General features: G+C 69.4%; 9 protein-coding genes and 1 pseudogene. 7 read left to right on the top strand and 3 right to left on the bottom strand.

Annotation, left to right across the window (positions count from 1 at the left end):
• Positions 1-118: 118 nt before the first annotated feature.
• On the bottom strand, positions 119-4204 hold the full coding sequence (locus ABD844_RS51730; RefSeq protein WP_344897285.1) for a DddA-like double-stranded DNA deaminase toxin: 4086 nt from the start codon (positions 4202-4204) through the stop codon (positions 119-121).
• Between the two features lie 71 nt (positions 4205-4275).
• Entirely contained in the window at positions 4276-6300 is a 2025-nt protein-coding gene (locus tag ABD844_RS51725) for a S1 family peptidase (RefSeq protein ID WP_344897283.1), read from the bottom strand.
• Positions 6301-6485: 185 nt separating this feature from the next.
• On the opposite strand from ABD844_RS51725, the gene ABD844_RS51720 reads away from it, so the two are divergent.
• Positions 6486-7910, top strand: a complete 1425-nt coding sequence (locus tag ABD844_RS51720; protein WP_344897280.1) for a serine hydrolase domain-containing protein — start codon at positions 6486-6488, stop codon at positions 7908-7910.
• Between the two features lie 23 nt (positions 7911-7933).
• Positions 7934-8668 (top strand): MerR family transcriptional regulator, encoded by a 735-nt coding sequence (locus tag ABD844_RS51715; protein WP_344897277.1) that lies wholly within the window; start codon positions 7934-7936, stop codon positions 8666-8668.
• A gap of 341 nt (positions 8669-9009) precedes the next feature.
• Here the strand turns inward: ABD844_RS51715 and ABD844_RS51710 are convergent, their stop codons facing one another.
• The gene (locus ABD844_RS51710) at positions 9010-9915 is read right to left on the bottom strand and encodes an alpha/beta fold hydrolase (RefSeq protein ID WP_344897274.1); all 906 of its coding nucleotides are present in this window, start codon (positions 9913-9915) and stop codon (positions 9010-9012) included.
• 204 nt (positions 9916-10119) lie between these two features.
• Between ABD844_RS51710 and ABD844_RS51705 the strand changes: the two genes are divergently transcribed.
• The 5 genes and pseudogenes from ABD844_RS51705 to ABD844_RS51685 all read left to right on the top strand — a co-directional run.
• On the top strand, positions 10120-11271 hold the full coding sequence (locus ABD844_RS51705) for a sensor histidine kinase (RefSeq protein WP_344897271.1): 1152 nt from the start codon (positions 10120-10122) through the stop codon (positions 11269-11271).
• Positions 11268-11927 (top strand): response regulator, encoded by a 660-nt coding sequence (locus ABD844_RS51700; protein ID WP_344897268.1) that lies wholly within the window; start codon positions 11268-11270, stop codon positions 11925-11927. Before ABD844_RS51705 ends, ABD844_RS51700 begins: the two co-directional genes overlap by 4 nt.
• A gap of 61 nt (positions 11928-11988) precedes the next feature.
• Positions 11989-12207, top strand: a complete 219-nt coding sequence (locus ABD844_RS51695) for a hypothetical protein (protein WP_344897265.1) — start codon at positions 11989-11991, stop codon at positions 12205-12207.
• Between the two features lie 125 nt (positions 12208-12332).
• Positions 12333-12827 carry a hypothetical protein gene (locus tag ABD844_RS51690; protein WP_344897262.1) on the top strand — a complete coding sequence of 165 codons (495 nt, stop codon included), beginning with the start codon at positions 12333-12335 and terminating at the stop codon, positions 12825-12827.
• A 77-nt stretch (positions 12828-12904) separates the two neighbouring features.
• A pseudogene (locus ABD844_RS51685) lies at positions 12905-13351 on the top strand (DUF4135 domain-containing protein); the annotation flags it as partial.
• Positions 13352-13366: the final 15 nt, after the last annotated feature.

Here is a 13366-nt window from a genome sequence, read left to right as displayed (position 1 = left end):
TCCGCGGTCTCGTGCCCCCGCAGCCCTCCGCAGCAGGGTGAAGGCGCGGCGTCTCTCGACGACCGCGCCCGTACCTGGGCCAAATGCCAGCCAGTTCACCCACACGCGGCTGGCGGGCTCAGTCCAGCCAGCGGCCGACCCCACGCACGGTGACTTCAAGCAGTTCCGCCGGATTTTCCGGGTCGGGATAGTAGATGATCATTGTGGTGCCGGCCGGAAGCAGCAGTTTGATGGCCTGGATGCACCCTGCCACAGCCTGCCGCTGCTGGTCAGGCCCGGTGCCGCTGATCGGGACCGCGTCACAGACCCCGCCCCGATTGTTCATGACAAGCCGGAGCGTGGAGTCACGGAGCGCCACCTCCCGCGTGGCGACGCGATAGGCGAGCTGCGTCTCGAGGTGCCAGGCCGGAGGTGCGATGGGCAGGCCGAACTCCTGCCTGTACAGCAGGCCGAGGCGGTGTTCGAGGGCCGCCAGGTCGTCGTGCAGCCCGCTCTCGACGGTGTACCCTGCCCACTTCTCCAGATCGCTGGACGGCGGCAGACTCGCGATCGGCAGTCCGCTCGCATTGAGCACCCGTCCGGACTCGTCGACGATGTAGCCCTGGTTGTTCAGCCGCTTGATGGACTCGCTCACGTCCTTGAGCTGGAGCGCGGCGCCCTCGAACGGGCAGTGTCCGCCCTCCTGCACGCATCCGATCGGAAGAGTACGCAGAAGCGATGTCGCCAGATCAGACTCGTGAATCGCCGAGAGAATGGTGCGATCGGACAAATGCTCGCGCAGGTACATCGTCCCCCAGACCGAGTTGTATTCGGCGAATCGAAGTTCCTCGGGGACGAGCGACTCCACGAAGGTCCCCTTCCACTCGCTCGAATATTTGTCCCAGTCGGGATCCTCGGACAGGTCCAGGGCCCCGGTGATGCAGTCCGAGAACGCCTTGCCTGCGCGTGCGGCGGCTTTCCCGGCGGCGTTCTTACAATCGTTGATCAACGAGAGCTGAGAGGCGCCGTTGAGCAGGTCCAGCCCGGTCAGGGCCAGGTATTCCTCGGCGAGACGGTGGGTTTCGGTCTCTCGGTCGGAGATCCCTCTCGCCGCGAAGTAGAAGAGCGGGCTCAGGACGATGGACATGCAGGCGTCCTGGGCCTTGCCGACGAACTGCTTCTTGCAGTGCTCGATTCGGTCTTTGGCGTAACCGTCCGGGTCGTGGAGCGGCCCCTTGGGGTCGTTGAGGATCTTCTCGACGTAGGCGTTGCAGTCGTGGTACCCGGGCAGGCCGTCCTCGGGCCCCGACTTGCAGTGTCCGTACCACTCGCCTTTGAGTTCGCGGAGGCGCTGCTCGGCCTGTTCCCGATAGTCGTCGAACACTTCGGCAGCGATCCGGGCCGCTTCGGACGCGCTCTCGCCGGCCCGGATCTGCGCCGCGTACGCGGTGTCGTAGGCGGCGAAGGCACTGGCCGCGTCCTGTGCCGCCGAGACAGCCGAGGCGCGGGCCCAACGTGCCGAGAGGGACGCCTTCCTGGCCGACTGCTGAGCCTGCTGGGCCGCCGCGGCGGCGGTGCGGACGGCCTCCGCGGCCCGTTCCGCGGACGCGGCGGCGTCGCGTGCGTGGGCGACGGCCTCGGTTGCGAACGTCCGCGCCCGCTCGGCCGCTCTGCCGGCGTCGTTCGCGTACCCGATGGCCTCCTCCGCCGCACCGCGGGCCTCTGCCGCCGCGGCCTGCGCGGTGCGCGCGAAGTCGACGGCGCGCTGCGCGATCTGCGAGGTCTCGATCATCAAGGACGTGGCGATGTAGTTGTGCGTCGCGGTCGCGTAGTCGCGTTCGGCCGCACGGTGCCGCTCCACCTCCAAGAACTCGACCTGCATCGCCGTCGTGCCGGCGAGTGCGACCTGGGCGCCGTTGCGCACCTCGGTACCGTGAGAGTCGTCGCCGGCGATCGCGCCGACCTTCGACCGGACGTCGATCGTGTAAGCGGTGTTGTGCTTCACCTCCAGGAACTCCTTGAGTGCGTCCGGATCGTCCGAGCGCAGGGCGATGTTCGCCGCCTCCTCGGTCTGCGCGTGGCCGGCGCTGCGGGCCTCGGCGAGGATCCGGCCGATCTGCTCTCGTTGTTCGGCGGCTCGCTCGGGGTAGTCCGGGTCGTCGAGGAACGCGATGACGTCGGGCCACCCGCCGTCGAGGGCGTCCTGAGCGGCGGCTCTCATGGCCGGGGTGCCGGTGACCATGAGACCGGTCAGGGTCGTGCGGTCGTCCTGCTCTTCTGCGGCTGCGAGTCCGCTCTTGACGAACGCGATGGCAAGAACGTCATCGTCCGCGCCGAGAGCCGTCATGGCCGCCGAACTGGTCCACGTGCCGGGCACGGTCGCGAAGTATCGAGCCACCTCCCGCGCCTTGCGGGCGGCCAGTGCGGCATCGGTCTGCGGGTTGGCGGCCTCGGCGATCAGCGCATCGATCTCGGGCGTGTGGTAGCGGCCGATCGGCACTCCGAAGCCGCGAGCGTCCCCCAATCGGGCCTGGGCGGCTTCCTGACTGATGTGCCGGGCGAATGACAACTCGAGCTCGAGCTCGTTCTTGAGTCGTTCGGCGTCCGCCTCACGCGCCGCTTTGTACACGATCTGGGCCGTTTCGGCTGCCTGCAGTGCGTCCTCCGCCGCGCGGTAGGCATTGTTCGCGTGCTGCGTCGCCAGCTCGGCCGCGTTGACGGCGGTGCCCGCGTGCTTGGCCGCGCTCGCCGCGGCGCTCGCCGCCGCTTCCGCATAGGACACCGCACGCGTCGCGGCATCTCGCGCCTTGCCGGCCGCGTCCTTGGCGACGTCCGCGTGACGCACCGTCTCCGCGGTGGCGCGCTTCGCCCGTTCCGCGCTTGCTCCCGCACGCGCGGCCGCCTCGAACGCGGCCCGGGCCTCGGCGCTTGACTCCCCCGCGTAACGGCCGGCGGCCTCGGCCGCACGTCCGGCGGCCTCGGTGTTCGCCCGCGCCGAATCGGCGGCGGCGACCGCGGCGTACGCCTGCTGCGTCACAGCGGTGATCTGATCGATGGGCGAGAGCCAGGCTGAGATCTGTGGACCGATCTGCTGCATGACCCGGTTGTGGTTCTCCGCCTCAGCAGCGGCCTTCGCGTCCAGCTCGGCCGCCGCCGCTGCCGCCCATGCCTCGTCGGACTTCGTATGCGCCCGCGCCGCCGCGGTCGCAGCGCGTCCGGCGGCTCCGGCGGCTGCGCGCGCGGCCTCCGCCGCTGCCCGCGCGGCTTGTACGGCGACACGGGACGCAGCCGCGGCGCGGTCGGCGGCCTCAGCCGCACGTCGGGCCTGACGCTTGGCCTCCGCCGACTCCCGCCCGGCCTGCGAGGCAAGGCGTTCCGCCTCCTGCGCGTCGTCCTTGGCCGCCGCGGCCTCAGCTTTCGCACGCTCGGCCTGTGCGACTGCGGAGATCGTCTCGAATGCCGCACGGCGGGTCGCCTCTGTGGCACTCGCCCGGAGATCGTTCAAGGTCTGGTTCTCGTTGTCCCGGGCCTGGGCCACCCCCCAGTCGATCTGGACGAATCGCTCCTGCATCTCCAGGCTGCCGTCCTGAAGCGCCCGGTTCGCCGCTGCCTGCACCTCCGGGCCGCCGTCAGCCATCGCACGATTGACGACCGCACGAAGGTCCAGTCTGTACGGCAGCCGCCAGCCCGACTCGATGAACTGCCCCAAAGCCGCACGTGACCCGTTGCGCAGCACCGCGTTCGCGGCAGCCTTGACCTCCGGCCCGCCGGCCGCCTTCATCTCGTTCACGCTGGCACGCAGGTCGATCTCCCGAACGGTCTCCCAGCCACCGTCGAGAAACCTCACCACGGCATCGGAGTCGTCCGAGACCAGGGCGGCGTTGGCAGCGGCAGCCACCTCGGGCCCTCCGCGGGCCTTGATGCGGCCGACCTGTTCACGATCGTCCTGCGCCACGAGCCGGGGAAGCTCGGCAAGCAGCGCACAGATCGCCGCTTTGTCCCCGAGCAGAGCCTTCTCCGCCGCCGGACGCACGTTCACGCCGCCCGTGACCCACGCTTCCAGAACCACTTGACGTTCGCATACCGGCGCGGCGGGTGGGTCCGCCACCGCGGCCTCGGTGACCGGGCTGCCCATGAGAAGCAACGCGAGCACGGCGCCGATGACCCCTGCCGTCCGCCAAGGAGTCCTGTCGGGTAACGCTTGAATCGTCTTCACTTCCACCATTTCCGTCGATGCGGTCGATGAATGGGCTGAACGGCCGGCCGGATGTCATACGCCGGCCGGCAGTTCAGTTCTCAGCTCACGACCCGCAGTTCCAGGAGGGTCTCTTGGCAGTTGGCGGGATAATCCTGGTGGCTCTCTTCACACGTGGTATCCGTACGTCCGAACTGCTCGCTCTCGTCCCGCTCGACGCGCTTGGTCCGCTCCGCTCCGGAAGACACGTTCACAACTGTCGCGTCCACGTCATGGCCGACCCCTGGCGAGCGGCTGTCTCCCTGAACCTCATAGACGTTCGGGATCCGGAGCTTCACCCATCCTTCTGAGCCGAGGACCTTGAAGCAGACCGCCGTCACGCCGAGGTGCGGCTCGCCGATCTCGGTCTGGCCGTTCAGCAAGCCAGGAAACACCTTGATCACGCCGACCCCGCTCTCGGGGGACGCGGTGCACGAGACCCAGATGATCCCGCCGTTCCCGGAGATCAGCTCGAAGTTCTGCGCCTCGGCCTCGTCCGTCCCCCAATCGTCCTGGCCGGAGGTGCCCGCGAATTCGTGCGGGAAGTTCACGGGATAGACGAATCTCTCCACGATGGAGTCCGGGCCGATGACGGGCGACACGGTGACCGGAACCACCCGTACCGGCGGAAGAGCCCGTCCCGCGAAATAGGTGATCTGGTCGCCTGGCCGGTAGAGGAACAGATGGCTCTGCCCGCCCGTACTCCTGTAGTCGAAGGCGATGATGCGGTCCTTCGCCATCTCCAGGTCATAGCCGCCGATGCCGGTCGAGCTGTGGAACACCGCTGTGAACGAATTGCCCACGCCGTGTTGCAGAATCCAGGCCGTCTTCCCGCCCGGACGGTAGAGCAGCAGATGATCCAGCTTCCCCGAATGCTCGTAGTCGAAGGCGATGATCTGATCCGCCGTGCTCTTCAGGTCATAGCCACCGATACCGGCCGCGCTGTTGAAGACGGCTTTGAACGTGTTGCCCGCGCCGTGCTCGAGAACCCACGCCGTTTGCCCGCCCGGACGGTAGAGCACCAGGTGATCCGGCTTCCCCGAACTCGTGTAATCGAAGGCGATGATGCGGTCCCGGGCATCTTTGAGGTTGTAGCCACCGATCCCACCGTCGGCCGAGGCATAGACCGGCGTGAACGTGCCACCACCGCTGTGCTTGAGTATGCGGGCCATCCCGGTCCCCGGCCGGTACAACAGCAGATGATCGAGCTTTCCCGAATGCTCGTAGTCGAACGCCACCACCTGATCACGGTTGTCATCCAGGTCATAACCGCCGATCCCGCTGAGACTGGATCCGTACTGGATGAAGGACGTGGTGGGCTCGACCGCGACCGTGCGGATCCAGCTCGCCAGGTCGTCCACCCGCACCGCGTCGCCGCCGCGCGGCCCGTCGTCGGCCGCACCGAGGCAGCCTCCCTGCCCCGCACCGGAGCTGAGCCCGACGAGCTCCGCGCGGCTGCCGCTCGTGCGGAGCACCGGCGCGCCCGCGTCACCCTGACAGGCGCTCACATCGCTGCCGTTCGCTCCGGTCCAACCGAACGAGCCGGCGGCCACGGCCCCGGCCACGACCGGCGCGGCATGCAGCCGGTTCGGCGCCCACTCCTCGGCGGTCCGCCCATAGCCGGCGACCTGCAGCGCGTCCCCCGCGCCAGGAACGGTGGAGCCGACCGTGACAGGCGTGCTGCCGACGGCCCGCAATGACAGCTTGACCAGCACGACATCCCGGTCGCGGTGCGGGTGGATCCACTCGACGGGCAGCACCCGCCCGCCCGAACCGGACAGGTCCGCCCTGCCGACCGTCACCGTCGTCGCAGTCTTCGGCGCCCCGCTCGTGACGGACTGCCCCTGAGAGGCGAAGCAACTGGCGGCGGTGAGCACCCACTGCGGGCTGACCAAGGCTCCGGTGCAGCCGTGAGTCTCGCCCACGTTCACCTTCGCCACGAAGCCCCATGTGCCGTCGGCTACCGGGCTTGCGCCCTTTACCGCTTGGGTCGGCGTCGCCCCTGCCCAGAGCACTGCGGAGGAGACAACCATCAGTAACGAGAGGGTTGTGATGGGTAATAACCGGAAGATTCGCTGAAGGTTCACGGCACGATTGTGAAGATCACACCTTTTGCGAACCAGGGCGTTGCCCGGACATAAGGCGGGCATCCGCTCAGCGGAGTCACCTGCCGGCGATTCGCCGAGATCACGTCAACCTGTGCGGCTGCCCGACGTCGCGCTCACGAGTGGGCTTGACCTTGCCCCTAGGTCAAGGTTCGACGATGCTCTGCATGACCGACAACGCACTGCACGCCGTCGAAGCCCAGATCCGCGAGCAGGCCGCCGCCCACTGCGAGTCCAGCAACATCCCCGGATACGTCGCCGGCGTCTACCGCGCCGGCGAGCAGATCATCGTCGCCCACGGCACGGCGAACATCGCCACCGGCGCGCCCATGCTCCACGACACCGGGTTCCTCTTCGGCTCCGTCACCAAGGTCCTGACCACCACCCTGGTCCTCCAGCAAGTCGACCGCGGGCTGCTGGACCTCGACACCCCGGTGACGAAGTACCTCCCCGAACTCGTGCTCACCGCGCCGGGCGCGGCGGACAAGATCCTGGTCAGGCACCTGATCTCACACACCAACGGCATCGACGCGGACCTGTTCTTCCCCGATGCCAAGGGCCGCGACGCCCTGAGAACCTACGTCAGCGGTCTCGCGAGCAACTGCGGCACCCTGTTCGAGCCCGGCGAGCAGCTCAGCTACTCCAACGGCGGCATGATCGTCGCGGGCCGCCTGTTGGAAGTGGTGACCGGCATGCCCTTTCCCGACCTGCTCCAGCGCGACATCTACGCACCCGTCGGCATGAAGAACTCCAGCACCTCAGCGGAGCAGGCCATCCTGCGCAGCACGGCCATCGGCCACTTCCTCGACCCCGAGACCATGGCGGCCAAGCCAACCGGCATGTTCATGCTGCCCGACACCTGGGGACCGGCCGGCAGCACGCCGATCGGCACCATCGCCGACCTGCTCGCCTTCGGACACACCCACCTTGCCGGCGGTGTGTCCCCGTCCGGCACCCGCGTCCTGTCAGCCGCGTCGACCGCGCTGATGCAGCAGGTCTCGCACGACATGGCGACCCCGAACGTCCCGCCGATGGGCCTGGGCTGGGTGCGATACCCGTTCGGCGACACGACCGTCCTGGCCATGTCCGGCGCGTCGCCCGGCGGCGTGTCCATCCTGTGCGTCGTCCCCGAACACGACCTGGTCTTCACCGCCTTCGGCAACAATCCGGGGGCGATCATGCTGCAGGACCAGATGCTGCAGTGGCTCCTGAGCGCACATCTCGGCGTCCAGATCCCCACCCTGGTCACCGAAGTGGAGCAGGACGTCGACCTCGCCCCCTACGTGGGCACCTACCGCTCCAACCAGCTCCGCATCGACGTCACCGTCGTCGACGGCCAACTCGAGGAGCGGACGACCTACGAACCGGCGGACGAATCGCAGGAGCGGATCTTCACCGAGTTCGCCGGCGGCATGACCTCCGCCCCGCCGCAGCGCTACGTGCCGATCCGGCCGGGCCTCTTCGCACCCGCCGGCTACCCGCTGGAGGCGTTCGACGGATACCTGCGACTGCTCCTCGTCTCCTTCCACGACGTCCGCGACGGCCAGGCGCGCTTCCGCAACGGCGGCGGCCGTCTGACCCGCCGGATCTGACCGCTCCACACCGAGGTGGAAGGATGTCCAGCATGCTCACGATCGGCCAGCTCGCGGACTACGCCGGAGTGACCATCAAGGCCATCCGCCACTATCACCAGCGCGGCCTGCTCACCGAACCCGACCGCGACTCCTCCGGCTACCGGCGCTACACCGCCGAAGACGCCGTCACCCTCGTCAAGATCAGAACCCTGGCTCATGCGGGCGTGCCACTGGCCCGCATCAGGGACCTTCTCGACGCCGACCCGGAGACTCTCACGGCGGCCATCGCCGAGATCGATCACGACCTTGAAGACCGCATCGCGCAGTTGGGACGAACCCGCGACCAGCTCGCCCAGCTACGCCGCGGCGACCGGCTCTTCGTCTCCCCCGAGGTCGCCGACTATCTCGACGACCTGCGCGACCTCGGCGTCAGCGAACGCGCGATCCAGGTAGAGCGCGACGGCTGGATCCTCATGCAGACGGCCTCACCCGAGGACACCTCCCTGTGGATCTCCGAGAAACGCGAACTCATGACCGATCCTGAGTTCCGCGCCCTCTACCTGGACTATGACGCCGCCTACGACTGGTCGCCGAACGATCCCCGCCTCCTCGACCTCGCGGACCGTACCAAGAACTGGTTCACCAACCGCCACAGCCGATCCGAGTCCAGCCCCGTCCACAACCCCGCCATCGCCCGATTGGCCGAGCAATCCCAGCCCGGAGCCTCATCCCCAGCTTGGGACCGCCTCGCCCAACTCACGGACGGCCAGTCTTGATCGTGTGTGCTGGTCGACCGAACAGGGGTGCGGGCTGTTCTGGAGCTGCTCCTGCAACGCCTGGTGATCGGGCTTCCTCTCCAAGGCGGCGGTTCGACCGATGGGACCCGCGTGACGAGCATCAACAGTGGGGTCCTCACGTAGGTGAGCGATGCCCTCATCGGGCGGGAGTCCTAAGGTCGGGGAGCCCGAGGAGATCTCTTCCACGGGCGAGTGCGCAGGTGAAGCCGCCAGGAGCGGACTTCACGCCGGCGTCGACCAGAGCCGGCCGGGTGGTCACCGCGCCGTTCCGATGCGTTGCTGGGTCGGCGTGGGCCGGGCCACCCGGGTGGTGCACGCGGTCAGCCAGCGGAGGGGGAGGCCAGCGCGGCGACGCGCTCAATCGCGCGGACGGCGACTTCGGGCTGGTCGAGGTATATGTAGTGCCCGCTCTTGGCCGCCGTGCTCAGCTTGCTTCTGCCGGACAGCGCGAGCCACTTGCGCTGGCCCGCGGACCAGGCCTTCTCCAGGAGCAGGCCGTATTCGGGGATGGCCGCGAGGTACTGCTCGCCGTGCTGGACCACTTCCACCGGGATGTTCCCGGCGGAACGGACCTTGCCGTCGGTGATGACGAGCTTCTCCGGGTTCGCGCCCTTGAATATCGCGAGGTTCTGGGCGCGCACCTCGGCCGCGGGCCCCTTCGCGGACGCCGGGATCGCCTTGGTGATGTCGCCGACAATCGTAGGTGAGGTGGTGTCCAGCAGGACCAGTCCCTTGACCCTGTCCTTGTGGTCGGGGGCGTACCGGGCGGCGATCAGCCCACCCAGCGAGTGCCCCGCCAGGACGACCGGACTGTCCCCCGCGACCCGGTCGAGCACCCCGGTCAGCACCTTCCCAGTGCTCGAGAAGCTCTGCGGGCCGGTCGGCTTGTCGCTCGCACCCGCCCCCAGCCGGTCGTAGGAGCAGACCCGGTTCTTCTTGCTCAGCGTCTTCTGGAGGGCGGCCAGCTTGTCCAGGCCGTCACCGCCTCCGTGCATGAGGATGACGACCGGCCCGCCCTTCGCCGGATCCCCGGAGCACGACACGTTCACCGACTGGCCGGCAACCTTGATTCTCTCGGTTCCCGAGATCGGTTCGGCATCGGCCTTCCGCGTGGGCCCGAAGGGATTCCAGTCCGTCCCCGAGTCGCTGCCGCAGCCGACGAGCGCGGCACCGACCACGATGCTGCACAGCGTGACCCCGACGGATGCCTTGATCTTGCGGAACACGATGTCCTCCACTGGGAGAGCGGTTCGTACGGCGGCGGTGTGGCGAGAAACGGGCGAAGGCGCGCCGTGACTGAGAAGTAACGCTAGGGAAGCGACCACCCCGAAATCGTCACCGCACAGTGGACATTCGCCGGTAGCTCGCACGGGGGACAAAGGGACCTCGCGACAGCGCCGCCGCGACGGCACAGCCACTAGGCTCTCCCCGTGAGCGATCTCCTACGGGTCTTGGATCTGTGGCGCAGATGTGACGTCAAGTTACGGGATCTCCCGCTCGCACTGCTGCTCATCATCGCCTCGTTCCTGCCGGTGCTCCGCGGCCACGAGACGCAGGTCGGCGACCTCCCGGCGCGTCCCTTCGACGCCTTGGCCGCTGTGGTGCTCGCCCTGCTGTGCCTGCCCCTCGCCGTACGCCGGCAGTGGCCGGCCATCAGCCTCGCCGTGGTGTCGCTGGGCTTCGTCCTCGCCCACCTCGGCAGCTACCACCTGGTCGCGGGCACCGCGCTACCGGTGGCGCTGGTGAGCGCAGGCGCGCATCTGGCACATCACCGGCGGCTCACCCTGGCCATCCTGACGGCGGTGTACATCGCACTGGCGGTCGTGCTCGACGGGCTCGGCTCGCCCGAGGGCCTGGACGGGTTCGTGGCCTTCTACCTGGGGCTGGCAGCCGCATGGTGCATCGGATCCTGGCTGCGCTCCACCCGGATCGCCGAGGCGGAACGGCGCCGCCACATCGCCGAGACCACCAGGACCGCCGAACGCACGCGCATCGCCCGTGAACTCCACGACGTGGTGACCCACCACGTCACGGCGATGGTCGTGCAGGCCGAGGCCGCGCGCTACCTGACCGCCGTACCCGATCGCCTCGACGAGACCCTGACCGCCGTCACCGACACCGGGCGGCGGGCCCTCACCGACCTGCGGCACCTGCTCGACCTGCTCAACCCCGACCATGACGCGGACGTCAGGATGCCGTCGGTCGGCGACCTGCACACGCTGGTGGAGCGGACCCGCCAGGCCGGGCAGCCGGTGGAGTTCACCGAGGAGGGCAAGCCTGCGGAAACCCCCGGCAGCGCCGAGTTCGTGGCCTACCGCGTCGTACAGGAGTCCCTGACGAATGCCCTCAAGCACGCCCGCGGCAGCCGTACCGCGGTCCGCCTGCGCCATGGCGCGAGGGAGATCATCGTGGAGGTCAGCACCGACGGCCCGGGTACCGCGGGCTCTCCTGGTGGGAGCGGGCGGGGTCTGGCCGGGCTCCGCGATCGGGTCGACGCGCTGGGCGGCGAGTTCAGCGCGGACCGGCGGGCGGACGGCGGCTTCGCCGTACGGGCGCACATCCCCGCGGGGAGCCCGTCGTGAACGCGCCGACAAGGATCCTGATCTGCGACGACCAGCCGCTGATCCGCACCGGGTTCTCGACGATCATCGATGCCCAGCCCGACCTCGAGGTGGCGGGCGAGTGCGGGGACGGGCACACCGCCATCGACCTCGCCCGCCGGCTGGACCCGGATCTGGTGGTGATGGACGTACGGATGCCGATCCTCGACGGCATCGAGGCGACCCGCAGGCTGGCCGGCGCCGGGGTGGAGCATCCGGTCAAGGTGCTCGTGGTGACGACGTTCAACCTGGACGAGTACGTGTACGAGGCGCTGCGCGCGGGAGCCAGCGGGTTCCTGCTCAAGGACGCCCCGCCAGGGCAGCTACTGCACGGGATCCGCACCGTCGCCGCCGGTGCCGCGCTGCTCGCGCCCGAGGTGACGCGGCAACTCGTCGGCAGGTACGCGACCCGGATCCGTCCCGTTCCCGACGCCGAGGACGACATCGCGCTGGCCCCGCGCGAACTGGAGGTACTGCGCCTCATCGCCAACGGCATGTCCAACAGCGAGATCGCCGAGACGCTGGTGCTCAGCCAGGAGACCGTCAAGACATACGTGTCGCGCATCCTCACCAAGCTCGACCTGCGTGACCGGGTGCAGGCGGTGGTCTATGCCTTCCGCCGGGGCCTGGTGACCTGATGCCCATGTGCTCTTCTGCCACCAGGTTGAGGCGTCCCTCGCGCGTGCTCTGATCGGAGACATGCATGATCGCGCCTGGCCGCCGGCGACCAGGCGGGCGCCTGCGGAGAGCGCGTCGGCGTACGCGCTCTCCTGGCACGCGCTCTCCTGGCACGCGCTCTCCTGGCACGCGCTCTCCTGGCACGCGCTCTCCTGGCACGCGCTCTCCTGGCACGCGCAGCCGGGTTACCAGCTCCCGGTGGCCCCGCGAGGGCGAGCACGCCCGCGACCGCGAGTGTGACCGCGCCGGCGGCGATACGTGCGAGCGGCCGTCGGCCTCCTTGGGTGGTGCGCTCCATGATCTCCTCCTTGCGCGCGGCATCCTGCTGCCAGTCAGCGACCTGATCGCGAGCAGTGAGGGAGCCCATGTCCCCGACAGCCGTCCCAGCAGCAGGAGAACAGCAAGCCACCGCGACCGTGCCGGTGGGAATGCCGGCCCACTGGTGGGCGCCGGGCCTCCACCTCGCCGAACGACTCGCGCTGCCCGGCACTCCGGCGGCCGACCCCGGACAGGAACCGGCTGACCGGGCACGGCGGCGGGTGGAGCGGTGGCGCACGGCGTACCGGCTCGATCGGGACGGGCGCTTCGAGCGGCGCCTCGCCGAGCTGGGCATCGAGGAGGCGGACCTGACCGCGCTGCTCGCCGAACCCGCGCAGGAGCTGGCCGGGCGGGCCTCCCTGCCAGGATGGGCGGCCAGGGCAGAGGAGGTCCTCGCCGCGATGCCCCCGCAGGGGGAACTGCCCGAGGGCGGCGTGCCGCCGGGCGGGCACGCCGGGCTCACGCTCGTCGTCGCGCCATTCGCCCGGCACGCGGTCGACGAGCTGGCCGCGGCGGTGCGGCCGAAGGGCTGGACACCCTGATCGACCCGGCCCCGCTGCGCGAGCAGGTCGCGGGCACGCTCGGGCCGCAGCTCGCCACCCTGGCCGCACGGGCGCTGGTGCTGGAGCTGAACGTGCTGCGCGTACGCGACGCGCTGGCCGGTGACACCCCGCAGGAGCGGTTCGACTCCTTCGTCGCCCACTTCGCCTCCCGCGGCAACCTGGGCGCGCTGCTGGCCGAGTACCCGGTGCTGGCCAGGCTCCTGGCGCAGTGCTGCGAGCAGGCCGTGACCACGCACCTGGAGCTGCTACGGCGCCTGGCCTCCGACCGCGACCTGCTCATACGTGAGATGTTCCGCGGCCACGACCCCGGCCCTCTCGCCGAGGTACGCATGGGCGGCGTCGGCGACGGCCACCAGGGAGGCCGCTCGGTGGGCCTGCTGCGCTTCGCCGACGGCACCCGCCTGGCCTACAAGCCACGGCCGATAGGCGTGCACACCCACTTCAACGACGTGCTGGCCTGGCTGAACGAGCGGTGGCCCGGCCTGGACCTGCGCGCCCTGACCGTGCTGGACCGGCCG

Source organism: Nonomuraea antimicrobica, from assembly GCF_039536965.1.
GTDB classification, from domain to species: Bacteria; Actinomycetota; Actinomycetes; order Streptosporangiales; family Streptosporangiaceae; genus Nonomuraea; species Nonomuraea antimicrobica.
Note: the sequence above shows the minus strand (reverse complement) of the source record. Positions and strands in the feature narration are given on the sequence as shown.

What these genes read in the sequence shown, in the direction of transcription:
- ABD844_RS51730 (WP_344897285.1), bottom strand. Translation starts at nt 4,204, where the DNA reads ATGGTGGAAGTGAAGACGATTCAAGCGTTACCCGACAGGACTCCTTGG.
- ABD844_RS51720 (WP_344897280.1), top strand. Translation starts at nt 6,486, where the DNA reads ATGACCGACAACGCACTGCACGCCGTCGAAGCCCAGATCCGCGAGCAG.
- ABD844_RS51715 (WP_344897277.1), top strand. Translation starts at nt 7,934, where the DNA reads ATGTCCAGCATGCTCACGATCGGCCAGCTCGCGGACTACGCCGGAGTG.
- ABD844_RS51690 (WP_344897262.1), top strand. Translation starts at nt 12,333, where the DNA reads ATGTCCCCGACAGCCGTCCCAGCAGCAGGAGAACAGCAAGCCACCGCG.
- ABD844_RS51695 (WP_344897265.1), top strand. Translation starts at nt 11,989, where the DNA reads ATGCATGATCGCGCCTGGCCGCCGGCGACCAGGCGGGCGCCTGCGGAG.